At 50.1% G+C, this 15,954-nt stretch carries 15 protein-coding genes; 6 read left to right on the top strand and 9 right to left on the bottom strand.

Annotated elements, in window-relative coordinates; genetic code table 11:
- Window positions 1-308: 308 nt before the first annotated feature.
- From ACTCIA_RS11160 to ACTCIA_RS11125, 8 genes are all read right to left on the bottom strand, one after another.
- Window positions 309-593 carry an integration host factor subunit alpha gene (locus ACTCIA_RS11160; RefSeq protein ID WP_463001898.1) on the bottom strand — a complete coding sequence of 95 codons (285 nt, stop codon included), beginning with the start codon at window positions 591-593 and terminating at the stop codon, window positions 309-311.
- Window positions 594-1,351: 758 nt separating this feature from the next.
- Window positions 1,352-1,735, bottom strand: coding sequence for a hypothetical protein (locus ACTCIA_RS11155; protein WP_463001897.1), 384 nt, complete (start codon window positions 1,733-1,735; stop codon window positions 1,352-1,354).
- Between the two features lie 56 nt (window positions 1,736-1,791).
- Window positions 1,792-2,961, bottom strand: a complete 1,170-nt coding sequence (locus ACTCIA_RS11150; protein WP_463001896.1) for a sulfotransferase family protein — start codon at window positions 2,959-2,961, stop codon at window positions 1,792-1,794.
- The gene (locus tag ACTCIA_RS11145) at window positions 2,951-3,610 is read right to left on the bottom strand and encodes a TetR/AcrR family transcriptional regulator (RefSeq protein WP_463001895.1); all 660 of its coding nucleotides are present in this window, start codon (window positions 3,608-3,610) and stop codon (window positions 2,951-2,953) included. The genes ACTCIA_RS11150 and ACTCIA_RS11145 overlap by 11 nt, the downstream gene beginning before the upstream one ends.
- A gap of 184 nt (window positions 3,611-3,794) precedes the next feature.
- Entirely contained in the window at window positions 3,795-4,115 is a 321-nt protein-coding gene (locus ACTCIA_RS11140; protein WP_463001894.1) for a hypothetical protein, read from the bottom strand.
- A gap of 292 nt (window positions 4,116-4,407) precedes the next feature.
- Window positions 4,408-6,111, bottom strand: a complete 1,704-nt coding sequence (locus ACTCIA_RS11135) for a diguanylate cyclase domain-containing protein (protein WP_463001893.1) — start codon at window positions 6,109-6,111, stop codon at window positions 4,408-4,410.
- A gap of 450 nt (window positions 6,112-6,561) precedes the next feature.
- Window positions 6,562-7,893 (bottom strand): NAD(P)/FAD-dependent oxidoreductase, encoded by a 1,332-nt coding sequence (locus ACTCIA_RS11130; protein ID WP_463001892.1) that lies wholly within the window; start codon window positions 7,891-7,893, stop codon window positions 6,562-6,564.
- Window positions 7,894-7,931: 38 nt separating this feature from the next.
- Window positions 7,932-8,549: a TetR/AcrR family transcriptional regulator gene (locus ACTCIA_RS11125; protein WP_463001891.1), complete on the bottom strand. Its 618-nt coding sequence runs from the start codon at window positions 8,547-8,549 to the stop codon at window positions 7,932-7,934.
- Between the two features lie 430 nt (window positions 8,550-8,979).
- Between ACTCIA_RS11125 and ACTCIA_RS11120 the strand changes: the two genes are divergently transcribed.
- From ACTCIA_RS11120 to cydB, 6 genes are all read left to right on the top strand, one after another.
- A complete protein-coding gene (locus tag ACTCIA_RS11120) occupies window positions 8,980-10,056 on the top strand; it encodes a uroporphyrinogen decarboxylase family protein (protein ID WP_463001890.1) in 1,077 nt (358 codons plus the stop codon).
- A gap of 42 nt (window positions 10,057-10,098) precedes the next feature.
- The gene (locus tag ACTCIA_RS11115; protein WP_463001889.1) at window positions 10,099-10,716 is read left to right on the top strand and encodes a cobalamin B12-binding domain-containing protein; all 618 of its coding nucleotides are present in this window, start codon (window positions 10,099-10,101) and stop codon (window positions 10,714-10,716) included.
- Window positions 10,713-11,360 carry a hypothetical protein gene (locus ACTCIA_RS11110; RefSeq protein WP_463001888.1) on the top strand — a complete coding sequence of 216 codons (648 nt, stop codon included), beginning with the start codon at window positions 10,713-10,715 and terminating at the stop codon, window positions 11,358-11,360. Before ACTCIA_RS11115 ends, ACTCIA_RS11110 begins: the two co-directional genes overlap by 4 nt.
- A 300-nt stretch (window positions 11,361-11,660) precedes the next feature.
- A complete protein-coding gene (locus tag ACTCIA_RS11105) occupies window positions 11,661-12,110 on the top strand; it encodes an RrF2 family transcriptional regulator (RefSeq protein ID WP_463001887.1) in 450 nt (149 codons plus the stop codon).
- A 65-nt stretch (window positions 12,111-12,175) separates the two neighbouring features.
- A complete protein-coding gene (locus ACTCIA_RS11100) occupies window positions 12,176-13,486 on the top strand; it encodes a cytochrome ubiquinol oxidase subunit I (protein WP_463001886.1) in 1,311 nt (436 codons plus the stop codon).
- A 58-nt stretch (window positions 13,487-13,544) separates the two neighbouring features.
- Window positions 13,545-14,561, top strand: a complete 1,017-nt coding sequence (cydB, locus tag ACTCIA_RS11095) for a cytochrome d ubiquinol oxidase subunit II (protein ID WP_463001885.1) — start codon at window positions 13,545-13,547, stop codon at window positions 14,559-14,561.
- Window positions 14,562-14,750: 189 nt separating this feature from the next.
- Here the strand turns inward: cydB and ACTCIA_RS11090 are convergent, their stop codons facing one another.
- Entirely contained in the window at window positions 14,751-15,932 is a 1,182-nt protein-coding gene (locus ACTCIA_RS11090; protein ID WP_463001884.1) for a hypothetical protein, read from the bottom strand.
- Between the last annotated feature and the right edge of the window lie 22 nt (window positions 15,933-15,954).

Raw genomic sequence — 15,954 nt, 5'->3', positions numbered from 1 at the left:
CCCCAACGAGGCTCAATTATTCTGATAATCCAGTATAGATTGTCAATTTATTTCGAAAATTTTATGCTGTCTTTGTTTCAGATAATTTGATTCCTTACACCACCATCTGCATGTTAGGCCCGTGGATCAATACCAATGGCCGATGAGCAGGATTTCCGAAAGTGTCATAGGCTATCCGGATTCTGTTGGAGTCTATATATGCTTCAGCTGTGTGGTTTATCTTATTGTCTCCTTGTCAAGGGCGATACTTATGGGGACAACTGGCGGTCTATATTCCCATTAAATACCAAACATCAGGCGTCAGGCCCTTATCCATCCCCATTCATCCTTTTCTTTAATTCACAGGAACACTTGAAAGTCACCACCCGTCTTGAATCAAGAACCAGTTTTTCTCCGGTAACAGGATTTCTGCCGAGCCTCGGATGCTTGTCTTTCACCTGAAATTTCCCGAAGCCGGAGACAAGAACGTCTTCACCATTTTCAAGGCTGCTTTTTATAATTTCCAGGAGGGTTTTGAAAAGTTCTGCTGATTGTTTCTTGGAAAATCCAAGCTCTGTGATTTGCGCGATAATTTCATTTTTTGTCAGGGTCATACGGTTTCCCGGTTTGAAGGGTGATCTTTAATCCCTGCTTCTTGGGAATTCTGGGAGGAGCTGATCATCACCTCTTTGTTTTCATGCCGGGTTAAGAACGGGGAAATTCTTTCGGAGAACCAGCAACAAACGAGACGATAAATATATTGCAGAAAGGATTGTTATAAATCCCGCAGAATTTGTCAATTAAAACTGATGGTACCGTAAAAAGTTCAAGATCAAGGCTTGCGCAATTTCGAAGAATGCAAAGCAGTTATCCGTACGTGAAATTCTGAGAAATTGCGTGTAACGCAGATATTGGACTTTTAAAACGTGGCGCAATCAGGAGATCAAGACTGATCGTGTAAAAGATTGGATCAATGAGGATTTAAAGCTGCAGCACGGGCTTATTGCATAGCCAGCACCGGCCATGATATTAAAATACTCGGACCTTACAAAGACAATACGCCTTCTTCGATACCCGTCGAAAGAGTTAAAAGGGTGGCATGAGCACCGGAGAAATCACAGAACCTTTTTGATGTAAGTCAAATACTTGCTTGGTTGGCCAAGGAACGGCGGGATTTGCAGGAACAACTTGAACGGAAAGAGAAAATTCCAGAGTTAATGGAGACGCTTATGAAATAACGTCCATTTAGCCAAAGGAGCACATGGTACCTTGATAAAAATAGCCGCAAGGTGCATTTTCAGGGAGTTGAAAAATGTTACCTTCTTATGCCCACAACCAAATGCGTCATTTTTTTCTCTAATCATGGACGGCTTTATAAGCTGTCAATAAAGGTTGACAGCCCTTCCCAATGTAATTTCGTCAGTTTAATATCCGGCACACTGCCCATATCCCGGCTCCTGACGTCTACGCCGATAATCGGAATCTTGTTATCTGCCGCGTATTCAATCATTTTTCTGGCCTTGCGGCTATCTACTGTGCGCCCGGAAACAATAATCATGATGCCGTCAACGTCTTTGTACCTTTCGCGAAAACTGAAAGGGTTATTGGTATAAAGGCTTAGTCTGTGACTGAAATAATGCACCATATCAACGTATTTCTCATCACCTTTTGCACACACGACATGGATGTTTTTATGTGTGCCTTTACAGGGTTTCTCTTGACAGCCGATTTTTACGATATGTACGATTTCTTTCATTATTTCAGCTCTTACGAAGGGATTGTCGATGAAACCGGTTATGAATAATCATTTTTTTATGATCTGCCTCTTGTTAAATCAAACCGGTTAAGATAAAACTCAAATCGCTTTTTTTCCCGGCCCGGTTTCAATCCAAGCTCAGATGCTGAACAGTTATGGCTACCGAACCTGGAGCGGGGATTATCCCGTAGCCAGACCTGCATTCGCTTTTTGGCCGCCCGGCTGAACGGGAGGTCAAAATGTCCGTAAATGGCTTCCATTGCTTGAAGCGGATCATGGCTCAAGTCCTTATGAAACAGATCGAGAACCTGTTTTTCTTTTAATTGGCTCCGGACCTCCAAAGCCCGTTCAAGCCCTTTGGCCCAAAGCGCTGAGTACCAGTCTGCAATGGCAGGGGCATTCGCCTGTCCGGTGGTGGCCCGGGTCCAGTGGAAAGCCATACTGACCCCAGACACCATGGCATCAAAAGGGTCCCGGTGGGTAAACACGATCCTGGCATCTGGGTAGGTTTCCAGGAGGCAGTCTAAACCGAACAAATGAAGGGGCGCCTTGAGCACCCAGCGTTCATTGGGCAGCTTCCACTGCAACACCTGAAGCAGGCGTTTGTGCCAGGCATAGGCCCGGGACATGTCGCACTCCCCCACCCAGTTGCCGTGGCTGAACAGACTGGACCCGGCGCTCCAGCCCGCATGAACAAATTCGTACGCCGTGAGGTTCTGGCACTCCGCAGTGCCCAGGGCCATAAAGTTGATCCCGTTGATCCCCCGTAGATCAGAGTCCAGGCTGAGCAACCCTTCCATCCCTTCGTGGCAGGCCTGAATCCTTGGGTCGGGCGCACTTGGCATGAGCTGCGGTGGGGGACAGACTGCACCGGTTGTTTCAAAATTCCGCAGATAGCGGGATAGGGGGTCAAGGGCCATCAGGGTCTGGGTAATGCTGGTGCCGGATCGGGGCAGGCCAAGAATAAACAGGGGCTTTTGGATTTCTTCTCTCTCTATTTCCGGGTTGTTTTTTACCAGTTGGGTGACCTGTAGCCGGTTGACAAGGATCTGTGTGATAGCCTGCTGAAAATACCCCGCTGTACCTTCTTCCAAGTCCAGGTCTTTGTTCAGGGAATCAACAAGGGCCTCGAGTCCTTCCTGAAATGTATCCCCCCCGAAGTCTTCAAGGCCTGATGTTTCCACGGCGTGTTCTAGAAATTGCTCCGATGAGAGTTTAATCCCCAAGGGCATCCTCCTTTTTTTGCATAAATTGTTTTCTGATAGCCGCAATGCCGCCCAAAGAAAATTCATACACATGGGCTGCCCACTGCTCATATCTTTCATCTGCGGAATATCCCGGGAACAACCTGGAAAACACGGGCCATGCAAAACTGTAGTAAAATAATTGCCCGGCCACGGAGACAAGACAGTCCCGTGCCATGTCTTGGGTGGCCCCTTCCCCCAAAAGATCCTGAAACATCTTTAAATGTCTCTTGATCCGGGGGCGGTTATACGTATCCACCAGATCTTCGATGAACGGAGAGGGGCGGGTCATCTCGGAAATGAAAATGGAAGTAATTTCCGAGGCAAAGGCGTTGTCCTTGTAGAGCATGGCGCAGAAGTTCGATATCATGGTTTTGAGCTGTTCTCGCGGTGTTTTCCGGTCCCAGTCTTCCCGGTCAAACCGGTCATACTCGGAAAAAATGACTTCCAGGATTTTCCGGTAAAGATCTTCCTTGGAACCGTAGTAATAGTTAACTGCGTTGATGTTTGCGGTTCCGGCTGTTTTGCAGATTTCCCTGACCGTAGCATCCCGGTAACCCCTTTTCGCAAATACCTGTATGCCTGCATTGAATAATTTTTTGCTGGTGCTGCTTGGTTGATTTGAGTTCATGAATGCTCCCCTGAATATCAATACGGTTGTATTAATTAATTGTTTAATACAACCGTATTGATATTGTCAAGTCTTTTTTTATGAAATTTTAAGGTCTGAAGTTTTCCGTATCCCCCGAGGGCAGATTAATTCCTGAAAAATCTTGACCAAGCCATATCTTTTATGTATTTTATGAACATGTTCACTAAAAGATCACGTTCACTAATGGTTCGTTAAGCCTCAGAGCTGCAAGGGAGTAGTTGATTTTATTTAAACCGTCTTGATCTGTCAGTAAAGGCAGCCCATTACGCCATGTATCGAACGTGGTTTCATTAAAAATTTTCTCAAATGCCAACAGGGATAATGCAACACTGCGGCCAATCGCTTCCGGTCGATGCATTTCACCTCGCAGCCAAAAAGGTATCACATCAAGGGTCTCATTTTCATTGCGAATGAAGTCCCCCATGAGCAACTCTGCATCAGCAATTTTGTATATTCCCTCATCCTCTGACCATGCTGTAACCAAAAAAATATCATTGTAAGGATTATAGTAGCCAACAACAGGTGTCTTGACGTCACCGCCTGTATATACCGTTACTGCTGAATTGAAAAAGAGTGCCCAGCCTATTTGGGATTGTGTTGCCTTCCAAATTGCAGTGTCAATATGATTGTAATGCTTCCATCCCTTGTTCAGTAGATATAGTAATTATTGCCTTTGCATAATCTGTCACAGCAGTTTGTTTGAAATAGGATGCTGAGGCTGCTAATGACGTCAGAAATTCAATCTCACTGTCAAAATAATCTTTAGAAAAGCTTTGTTAGTAATCAAAATCGCCTTTGGGAAAAAATGTTCCGGAGTAAGATTGTTTGTCCTGGTACATGTTGTCATCTGCCCTCTTGAATAAGGCATTGGTATCCACGGAATGCTCGCTGCTGAGGGCATATCCGATAGCAATGGAAAAGCCGGGGTCGGGCTTTTGCGCTCTGTAGGCCTCTATTACGGCCCTGATTCTTTGCACGCAGTTTTCTATTACCTCCTCATCGGCCTCAGGGACCAGAACAGCGAATTCATCCCCTCCAATGCGAGCAATGATATCACTGGCGCGTAAAGAACGCTTCAAAATCCCGGCCGCTTTTTGAATCAACGCATCTCCTTTCTTATGGCCCAGCGTATCGTTGGTTCGTTTTAACTTGTTTATGTCGCATACAATTATGCCCAGTGGAAGATGCCTGCCCTTTGCAAACCGCTTCATCTCCTCTTCAAAATAACCCCGATTGTATACGCCGGTCAGCGAATCGTGGAAGCTCAAATATGTGAGTCTTTCCTCTGTCTGTTTCCATTGAGATAAATCCCGGATAATGCTTAAGCTACCAATTTTTTGTTGTTTTTCGCCATACAACAGGCTGACGGAAACGGCACAGGGCATTGAAGTGCCATCTTTATGGGTGAAATTAACCTCGTAGTTCTGAACATATCCCTGCCTTCTGAGCAGATCTAACATTTCCTCCATCGCCTTGGGGTCGGTGTACAGATCAAATGCTTTTTTCTCTCTTAGCTCATCAAAACTGTACCCAAACATCCTGGCGGCATTATTATTCCACCGGGTAAATCTGCCATGTTCGTCCACAATGACGAACGCATCCGCAGAATTGTCGAAAATTTTGTCCAGAAAATCTCTTTCACGCCTGTAGCGCTCTTTTTCCTTTACCAGATTCCGCTCTGCCTGTTTTTGCAGGGTGACATCCATTAACATCACCACCAGGGTGTATTGATGAGCTTCCTGGTAAAAGGAGATGATTTTGACAGAAAGCAGCTTGTTGTTGAGTGTCAGGATTTCATCGAAAAGGGGTTCCTGGTTAACCCTGGGAACTTCAGATATCCTTTGCCGAATTCTATCTTGATCGGCATTGTTAAAAAGCTTGATAAAATCAGTCGCCAGCAAGTTTTCCTGAGAGTCGTCGAGAATTGAAAGCGCTGCTGGATTCGCATAGGTAATTTCTGCGTCCTGCGTCAGTTCCATCAGGCCTTCAGTCATGAAGTATAATGTCATTTCATGGTGTTTCCTGGAACTCATCAGATCCTTGGTGATCTGGCGGGCGAACAGATTCTTACCACCTATAGCTTCGCCCCGTAGCCGATCCGCACGTCCGGCTTCCACATGTTTGATGATATAATCAATATGCCATGCAAGGCTGTCTAAAGGGCCTTTGGCGAGGACGACATCGATCAGCCCGTTCGCTAAGGAAAAATTCGAACTTTCTTCCACTGCAACGGCTGAAAGCACGACGATAAAGGCGTGTTTTAGATCTTTTCGACTACGGATTACCTGACACAGCGTGTTTCCGTCAATATTGGGCATGACGAGATCAACAAAAATGATATCCGGTATGTAGGATTTCATTAGTTGCAAAGCAGACAAGCCATCCTCTGCCGTTACGATATTGTAGCCTCTCTTTGCGAGGAGATCAGACATGAATTGGCGAACCACAGGATGATTGTCTACCACCAATATTTGTTGCATCGCTAAATCCTTCGGCATGGGGATGAAGTATTAAAAAAAATCATAGGCTATCCCTCTATCACAAGGGAGCAGCAGAGGCAAATTAATAGCCGTATTCTCCACTTTGGCCTGAAAGCTATTATGTCTCCTTACCTGCGTATAAATGAATGCAGCCAGCATCAGCGATGTTGATATGGGTAGTCTTTTCAGGTTTAGCTACCTCACGGTGCTATTTTGGTGTACAGTTCTGCCTGGAGGACCCGAATCTCCTTTACCGGAAAGGAAAGATCATGGGGTCATCCGGTAGATGGCTGGATGATTTGAAATTCCCAGAAAGTTGATCTAAGCCTTAAGCACATTGGTCTTATCGGCAACGCGTCGAGAAACAGGCACTATAGAGAAACTTGTCAGACGCAAAGGCAGCGCCCGGGACAATCATCCCCAAGACAGGCGTGGGCCTCTATTGTCATTTTATTTTTCCGCTGTTCCGTCCGTGAACCGGTCCTGGCACTTCATGGCCGCCAAAATTGCTTTGGCGCTCATGGTCCGCACCGGTTCCGGCGGCCATGGCAGGGCGTTGCGGTTCACAAAGAAAACCTCGGTGAGCTCCGTCTTTTTGCCCAGCACCATGTCGGCCAGGGTGCGGCCGTTTAGATGGGTAAGACTTACGCCATGGCCCATGCAACCCAGACTATACAGGACCCTGTCATCTCCTATCCTGCCCATGGCCGGGGCCAGGTCCAGGGTTATGGAAACCGGTCCGCCCCACTGATGGGTGAAGCGCACGTCCCTTAGCTGGGGAAAGATTTGCCGAACGTCTTTTTGAAGGCTTTGGAACGTGGGGGGACTCTGGTCCTTGTCCATGTCCGCACCCCAGGCCAAGCCTGCGTCCCGGCCGCCCATGAGCAGGCGGTTATCCGCTGTCAGCCGGTAGTAGTGCACCAGATTCCGGGCGTCCTCTATGCCCTGCCGGTTTTGCCAGCCGATTTGTTCCATGATTTTTGGGGAAAGGGGCTCGGTGAGCACGATGTATGTCCACAAAGGTACCTGCTTGCGCTTGATCCGGGGAATGAAGTGGGACCAGGCGTTGGCCGCCAGCACCACCTTGTCGGCCCGAACCCTGCCGCCGGGGGTCTCCAGAACGATCCTGCCGTTTTCCCGGGCCATGGCGCCCACCGGCGTGTTTTCAAAAACCGCCACCCCCTGAGCGGCAATGACATCCCTCCAGGCCCAGGAGAGCTTGGCCGGGTTGAGGATGCCGCACCGCGGTTCCCACCAGGCCCCCAGGTACATGGGGCTTTTGACCTGTTCCTGCACCTGCTCCTTTTCCAGCCACTCAATACCGGTAAGGCCAAGGGAATGGGCCAGTTCGATTTCGTGCATTATACGTTTTTTGTAGTTGGGAGAAGTGGCCACCCGCAGGAACCCCGGGTGCTCATAGTCACAATCCAGCTTCTGGGAAACAATCAGTTCCCGTGTGGTATCCACGGCGCGCTCCATATAAAGATGCGCTTGCCTGGCCGCAGCCCTGCCGAACCGCAGTCTGGTTATACCCATGGTCAGGCCGAAAAGGGTCATGTTGAACCCGCCGTTTCTGCCGCTGGCCCCGTAGCCGATAATTTGCGATTCCAAAAGTGCTACCCTGGCCCCGGGATCGTCCTTTTTTATGTGATGGGCTGTGGAAAGGCCGGTGAACCCACCGCCGACTATGGCCACATCCACATCCAGGTCCCGGCGCAGGGGTTCGCCCGGCGCGTAGACCCTGGTGGTCATCCAATAGCTTTTTTCCTCAAAAGCTTTCATAAGCCTCCCCCCCCCCTTTTGCCGCGATGCGCGGACTGTCATTTCACTGCATGATTATCTTCCGGATCTGCGGGCAAACTGCTTATTATGGCATCCCGGACGCTGCCCACTGTGTCCCAGACCTCCTGCCGGTCAAATCCGTCAGGATCTATCATCCATTGCAGGGCCAGCCCTTCTATGACCGCCACTGTCATCATGGCCAGCGGGCTGCTTTGGTCCCCTGCTCCGGCCTGTACAAACATGTCGCGTATATTTCCCCGGTAGGCGTCCAGCAGCCGGCGCAGGGGCGCATTTACCCCCTGGCGCTCGAAGCCCATCTGCACTAGGTTATAAAAGACCCTATTCAGACGCCTGTCAAAGACAAAGGCCTCCACCAGGTAGTGGAGCATTTTTTCCAGCCTGCTGCCGGTGCCTTGTTTTCCGGACTCTAAAAATTTTTGAAATTTTTCCTGGTAAAGGGCGGTGAGGGCCTCCACCAGGGCGTTTACGATGTCGTCCTTTTTTTCAAAATAATAGTGGATGACCCCGTGGGGCATCCCCGCCCTGGCGGCAATGCGCTTTATGGTTATGTTTTCGTGCCCGTTTTCCGCCAGGCAGTCAAACAGTGCCCAGGCGATCTGCTCCCGCTTCCGGGGGGCTTGGGATTTTCTGGCCATGATTTCCTTTGCTGATTCCATAATTTTAGTTTGGTTGACCAACCTAAAAATAATTAAACAATTCTTTAAGGTCAAGTTTTTTTGCCCAATACTGATGGCTTCCCCTTTACTCACTTAGCAGGCAAGAAAAGGGGGCTGAAAAACATTTTCGATCCATCCCTTCGATCCAATTCATAGAAATACTCAATTCAAAATCGCCTCTTCATCAAAACTATCAATTTTACATATAAAATCAGTCAAGTTAAGTTCCTCGTGTTTTCCGGCATGAAAACCCTACGGCCGACATGTTCAAATGCGGAATAAAAAGCAAACTTATTAAAGCGGGGCTTGATGGCGGCGTCAGTTTCAGATCCTGTCATCTGAATGTGGGGGAAACCGCATAACTATCAAATTTTAACTGGATTAACAGAAGACTTATAAGAGAGGTTTTATGGAACAAATGTCATCAATGGAAAGGGTGCTGGCCACGATCCAGGGAAAAGAAACAGATAGAGTGCCTGTATGCACTATTCCTGTAGGCGTAACCCGGAGTGTTGGCAGGTGCAGTTTTCCCAGGTTTTCAATGGACAGCGAGGTCGCCGCAGAATCCATGATTATGGCCAACCGGCTCATCGGGGATGATATCATTCTTTGTTTTACGGATCTTTCGGTGGAAGCTGCGGATTTCGGACAGGAAATCATTTATCCGGAAAACACCACGGCCCATCCGGATTATTCGAATATGAAAATCAAAACATCTGAGGATTACGAACACCTGGAGTTGTTTCGTGCAGATCAGGGGACACGGATGTCTACCTATCTTGATTTGTGCGGAAAACTTGTATCCAGGGTGGGGATGGAAGTGCCGGTGCTGGGGTTTGTCTACGGCCCTTTGGGGGTACTCGGGATGCTGCGCGGCATGGAGAATCTTTACCTTGATATTCTGGAACACCCTGAAAAAGTCAAGGCCGGCCTTGAAACGGTTACCGATGTTTTGGTTGATTTCGTCCGCATGCAGTTCGACAGGGGGGTGGCAGGCGTGTGTATTGATACCCTTCCCGCCTCTCGTTCCGGTGTCTCTCCAACAATATGGGAAGCGTTTGAAGGAATTTATGCCAAAAGAATCAAGGATGAAATTACAGCCAATGGTGTGCTCAATGCCCATCACGGATGCGGATTTTCTCCCTATTTTAAAGAGGTTAAAAAGTGGCTTGATCCTTCTGTTTTCAGCTTTGCAGAGATTCCGGAAGACTGTGCCGACATGGGTGCGGTTAAAGAAAAATACGGAAGGGACGCCATACTCATGGGCTATATTCCCACAGGTCTGTTGTTTACCGGCTCCCCCGAGGAAGTTATCCGGGAATCTCTTGTCCAGATCGACACCCTTGGCAGGGAAGGCAACTTCATACTGGCACCGGCCTGTGAGTTTCCGCCTAACGGCGATCTCTTGAATGCACGGGCAATGGTCACGGCGGCCCAGTTTTATCCGGTCTGGAAGAAACATCACCAGGCAATGGTAAGAATCTAAATTCAACTTAACATTAACCCTTGGTGGTTAAAGGAGTTTATAATGGAGCAGATGTTAAACCAGCTCAAAGAAGCGATTATTTCGGCAGACAGCAATCAAGTGGATATCCTGATGGAAGCCATGGACGGCCAGGTGGACGGCAGCATCCTGTACGAGAAATGTATCCAGACCGCTTTGGATACCCTTTGCGCCAATATCCGCTTAAGAAAAGGGGCCGTGCCGGAGCTGCTGATGGGGTTAAAGCAGGTGGATCGCATTGCAGAAAAGATTCAGGTGGGCAAGGTACGGTCCACAGGCGAAAGACTCATTATCGGCGTGGTTGAAGGCGATATCCATGACATGGGAAAAAATGTGATCCGTGACGTGTGCAGAGGTTATGGTCATGAGGTCCTTGATTTGGGGAAAAATGTGCCTTCGGGCGATTTTGCATCAGCAGCCCGGGATAATAATGCCGATGTTGCCTGTCTGTCTACCATGATGAGCACCACGGTCCCGGCCATGAAGGAAACGGTTGAACGGCTGAAATCCGCAAAACCCGATATCCGTATTCTCATCGGCGGCGCCTTTATGAACAGTGAGTTTGCAGAGCAATTCGGGGCCAGCGGTTATGCGGAAGATGCATCAATGATCATCTCGGAGATAAAACGGGTTATGCAATGAAAGAACAAGAGATCATTATTGAAGATATTGACCGTAAAAGGATTCTTTCGGGACTGGGATACGACAGGGCAAATCCCCCTTCAAAAAGATTTGAACGAAAGCTTGACCAGCTCATTGATGCGGCACCCAGGACTGTTTATACAGGCCATGTGGAAACAAAAATCATTGACCGACAAATAGAATCTGTCATCACCAGGGCCGGCACCATTAAAAGCATTAATTTCGCAGCACTCGCCATTCCGGCCGAGAAGGTGATTTTCGGACTGGCCACGGCCGGCACTCAGATGGATGATTTTCTATACGACTGTAAAGACATGGTTGATTCCATTATCGCCGATGCCATCGGTTCGGTGGTGGTTGAACAGGGAGTGGACATGTTCTGCCGAATGATGAGGGAAGAATATGGGCAGTATGTTTCCCTTCCGTTCAGCCCCGGGTATTGCGATTATCCCCTGACAGAGCAGGAAACCGTCTTAAAGCCTCTGGGCAAGACCCCCCTGGGCGTCTCCTGGCACCCGGTTTCTTTTGTGATGACCCCGGCAAAAACGATCAGCTTTGTTTTGGCAGCAGGCGACCACCCGCTCCAGACAAATCCCTGTATTTTGTGCCAGCTAAAAAATTGCCGGATGAAACGGTCAGCATAATCATCCGGCTGTTTTTTCAGGGCTCTTCCAAATGGGCGTAAAGATAGATCCCGGTTTCAATGGTAATGAAAACCCGGGCTGTCCCCATCTATCCCGCCGGCAAGTGCTGTACACCGGCCGGAAACTAAGCAGGGCCAGAGGGACAGCAGATTGTTATGGTCCCCAAGGAGCGCCGCAAGGTTCATATATGTGTGGACACGGCCTGCCCTGATACATTTTTTTGTTGACAAAAATTTTGACACGGCTAAATTTAGGATAAAAAAGATCTTGTTAATCTTAAATTTTACTGGAGGCGATCCAATGCGCCTGACAAAAGCCGGGGAATATGCCGTGCGATGTGCCTTGTATCTCGCCGGCAGAGAAAAAGAGGAGGTCGTGAATCGCAAACAGATCGCAGAGGAAATGGAGATACCGGATCCATTCCTGGCCAAAATCGCCCAGCAGCTTGCTCATGCCGGTATTATTGAAATCGTGCAGGGGCGCAGGGGCGGTTTGCGCTTAATCGTTCCGCCATCCGATCTGACCCTGCTCGATGTGGTGGAGGCGGCTATTGGCGAAATTTTCCTGAACGACTGCGTAATGCGGCCCAGTTCCTGCCATCGCAGCCCGTCATGTACAGTCCACCAAGTATGGGAAAAAGCCCGGAACCAACTACGAAATACCCTGAAGGAAGTCACTTTTGCGGATTTGCTGAACAAAGGCAGCTGCATCAATCCCCTTCCGTCAGATCCGGAATCTGAAGGAGATTAGAAATATATATCCAACCCGGATTATCATGAATCCATTTTGTTTCAATTTCAAAAAGGAGGGCATTTATGGATGCTGTTCTCTTGTCACGGCTGCAGTTTGCGGCTGCGACCATGTTTCACTTTCTCTTTGTGCCGCTGACGCTTGGGCTCAGCGTTATGGTTGCCATCATGGAAACCCGCTACGCGAGATCCGGAAAACCGGAAGACCTGGAAATGACCCGCTTCTGGGGCAAACTTTTTCTGATCAATTTTGCCTTGGGCGTGGTCACGGGCATCACCCTGGAATTTCAGTTCGGCACCAACTGGTCTCGCTACTCCGCCTATGTGGGCGATATTTTCGGGTCTTTGCTCGCAATTGAGGCCACAGCCGCCTTTTTCCTGGAATCCACGCTTATCGGGGTCTGGATATTCGGCTGGAAACGAATTTCCGCCAAGGCCCATGCAGCAGTCATGTGGCTGGTGGCCGGGGCCGGCAATCTTTCTGCCATATGGATCCTTACCGCAAACGGCTGGATGCAGAATCCGACCGGCTATGTTATTCGGAACGGAAGAGCGGAGCTGGCGGATTTCGGTGCCGTAGTGTTTAACAAGTTTGCCATTCTTGAGATCCTGCACACCGTGCCTGCGGCGTTTCTTTTAAGCGGCTTTTTCGTAATGGGCATCAGCGCCTATCACCTCTTGAAAAAACAACACATTGAATTTGCCCGGAAATCATTTTCCCTCGGATTGGCATTCGGCCTGCTGGCCTCGGTTTTCTTGTTAATTCAGGGAGACATCCATGCCAAGCATGTAACCGAAGTCCAGCCGGCCAAACTGGCGGCCATGGAATCCCATTGGGAGACCACGGACAAGGCACCCATCTATCTGTTTGCCCTTCCGGATCCGGGAAATGAACGAAATGCAATCGAATTCGGTGCGATTCCGGGCATGCTGAGCTACCTGGGACACGGAGATTTCGGCGCCGCTGTCACGGGCCTCAAAGACATCCCAAAAAACGAGCGCCCGCCCGTACTGCTCACCTTCCTTGCCTTCCGGGTTATGGTCGCCCTCGGCCTATATTTCATCCTGGCAACAATCCTTGGTGTCTTTTTCAGAAAACGGCTCCTGGACAGGCCGTGGTACCTCAAGATGATGCTCTATTCCATCCCGCTGCCTTATATCGCCATCCAGGCCGGCTGGATCGTGGCAGAAGTCGGACGTCAGCCCTGGATCGTGTACGGCCTGATGAAAACTTCGGATGCGGCCTCCCCCATTGCCGCCTCCCAGGTGGGCACTTCGCTTCTGGCCTTTATCCTGGTCTACGGCCTGCTGGGGGCTCTCGGGTTTTACCTGATTGTCAGGCATGCGCGCAGAGGACCGGTACCCGAAACGACATGATAATGCCGCCGCATCCGGCGGATAAAATCAACAGAATCTGTAACAGGAGGACAAAATAATGATACTCGAAGCCACTTGGTTTTTCCTGTGGGGTCTGCTGTGGGCCATATATTTCATGACAGACGGGTTCGACCTGGGCGTGGGCACCCTTCTGCCTTTTCTGGGCAGGACCGAAGGGGACAAAAACACAATGCTTGCTTCCATAGGCCCCCTGTGGGACGGCAATGAGGTCTGGCTGATTACTGCCGGCGGGGTGACATTCGCCGCTTTTCCCATGGTATACGCGGTCATGTTTTCCTCGCTGTATACCCCTTTGATGCTGATCCTTTTTGCCCTGATCTTCCGGGGCGTTTCCTTCGAATTCCGGAGCCATATCGCTTCTCCTGCCTGGCGGAAATTCTGGAACGGATGCATCTTTATCGGAAGTGTCCTGCCTGCCGTGCTGTTCGGCGTGGCCTTTGCCAACATTTTCCAGGGCATCCCCATCAGCCGGGAGGGCATCTTTCAGGGAAACCTGTTCACGTTGCTCAATCCATATGGCCTTCTGGGCGGGGTGCTTTTCCTTCTTTTCTTCCTGGTCCACGGCGCGCTGTGGCTGTCGGTCAAAACCGAGGGCGATCTCCGGGAACGGGCCGCAAAAACGGCAAAAACGCTGTGGATCCCGCTTGCAGCAGCGGCTGTGGTCTTTCTGATATCCAGCCGCTTTGCCACCCCGCTTTATGAAAACTACCTTGCCCATCCGGTCCTTCTTGTCTTCATACTGGCCACGGTGGCCGCCTTGTTTGCCATCCGGCTGTTTCTTGCCCAAAACGCATTCGGCAAGGCGTGGCTGGCCTCTGCCGCCACTATCGCAGGCGCGACCTTTTACGGCATCATCGGTTTATATCCCGACATGTTCCCATCGAGTATCAACGCCGCATACAGCCTGACCGCCCACAACAGCGCCTCCAGTCCATTGACGCTTAAAATCATGCTCCTTGTGACACTGATTTTCATCCCGATCGTGGTGGCCTACCAGGGGTGGACCTATCACCTGTTTAAGGGAAAAGTCACGGATACAGAAGCAGGATATTAACTGCCAACCAATAAAAAAATAACTTACTGATTTTACTTAACACTTAACACTTAAAACTTCCTGTAAAAAAGATTTCAAAGAAAGTCCAAGGGCGGGGTCGGTTTTTAAAGCGGCATTGAACGAAAAAACTGACCCCGGCCGCAGGGCTTTCTTCCTGCAAAAACGCCGGGCGGCATAAAAAGCTTCATTCTAGAAAAACCAGCTTGTCCAAACGTAAAAACGATCTGCCGGGGCTTCTTCCATCGGCAGATCCGGCAGATCGAAACCCCCGAATTCAGTGTCTGTCCCGCCCCAATAGAGATTGAGCCCCGCGGTGATCTGCAGATTCTGCCCAACTTCCCACACCAGGCGGGGCTGGACCACCCCTGAGGGGTCTTGGGCATTGATGATCAGGGTTGTATACCAGTTCACCAAGGGATGGAGTTCAACCTGGAGATGGGCATCAAAATAGGACCGGCCCAGGGTGGAGCGCTCGCCTCGACGGATGCGTGCAATCAGATCTGCCTCTTGCCATATTTCTTCATAATCCTGCGTGCCCAGTCCGGTATAGTAATACTCGATCCATCCGTACATGTTTTTGCCCCACCAGACCCACGAATAGTCCAGGTTGGCACAAATGCTGGCATATCCGTTTCGTTGATGGCTGTCATCGAGCCACGTATAGGTGGCGTCCAGCCGCCAGGCCGCGCTGCCCGCATACCCGAGCAGCCCGAACCCGGCCACCGGATCGTTGTAATGCACACCGGCCATCAGATCCATTTCCAGGTCGCCCACGTAGCGGTGGAGTTTTACCGCGGCAGAGGACTGGTCCCACTCCACGTCTCCGCTTGCCGGATCCCTTCCGGGCACGTAGAGCATCTGGATTTCCCCGGCGGTCCCGGACCAGGTCTGAAACGTAACCATGTCATCTCCGGTCTTGTAGTCGCGTTCCACGTCCGTGGGGGAAAACGGGTTAAACAGGTCCATGGGCTGAAACAGAAAGCCGTTGCCCCAGGTCAGGGCCTGGCGGCCGATCCGGAGTGTGCCCCAGTCCTGCCGTGCGGAGATCACCAGGCGGTCGAGCCGGTGATAGACACGCTCATCGTCATCCTCGGTAATCACGCGGGAAAGATCCATCAGACGCCGGTCATCGGATGTGCCGTCCGGTACAACCAACTGCCGTGCCGCCGGATACCGGGCCAGAAAGAGGGAATTCGCCTCGCGGGTGTCGCCGGCCGTGCCGATCATTTCATAATGCAGGTCCAGCTCCCAGGTATCGGACGGCAGGAATTGGTGTTTGGATCGGAACTCAAAAGCAGTGTCATAAAGCCGGTCCTTGTCCTGGATATCGAGCCGGGAACCGGCCTCGGGATCCGTTGCTGCGACACGCAACCGCAGATGACCGCCCCGGTCA

This window comes from Desulfosalsimonas sp., from assembly GCF_055149105.1.
Note: the sequence above shows the minus strand (reverse complement) of the source record. Positions and strands in the feature narration are given on the sequence as shown.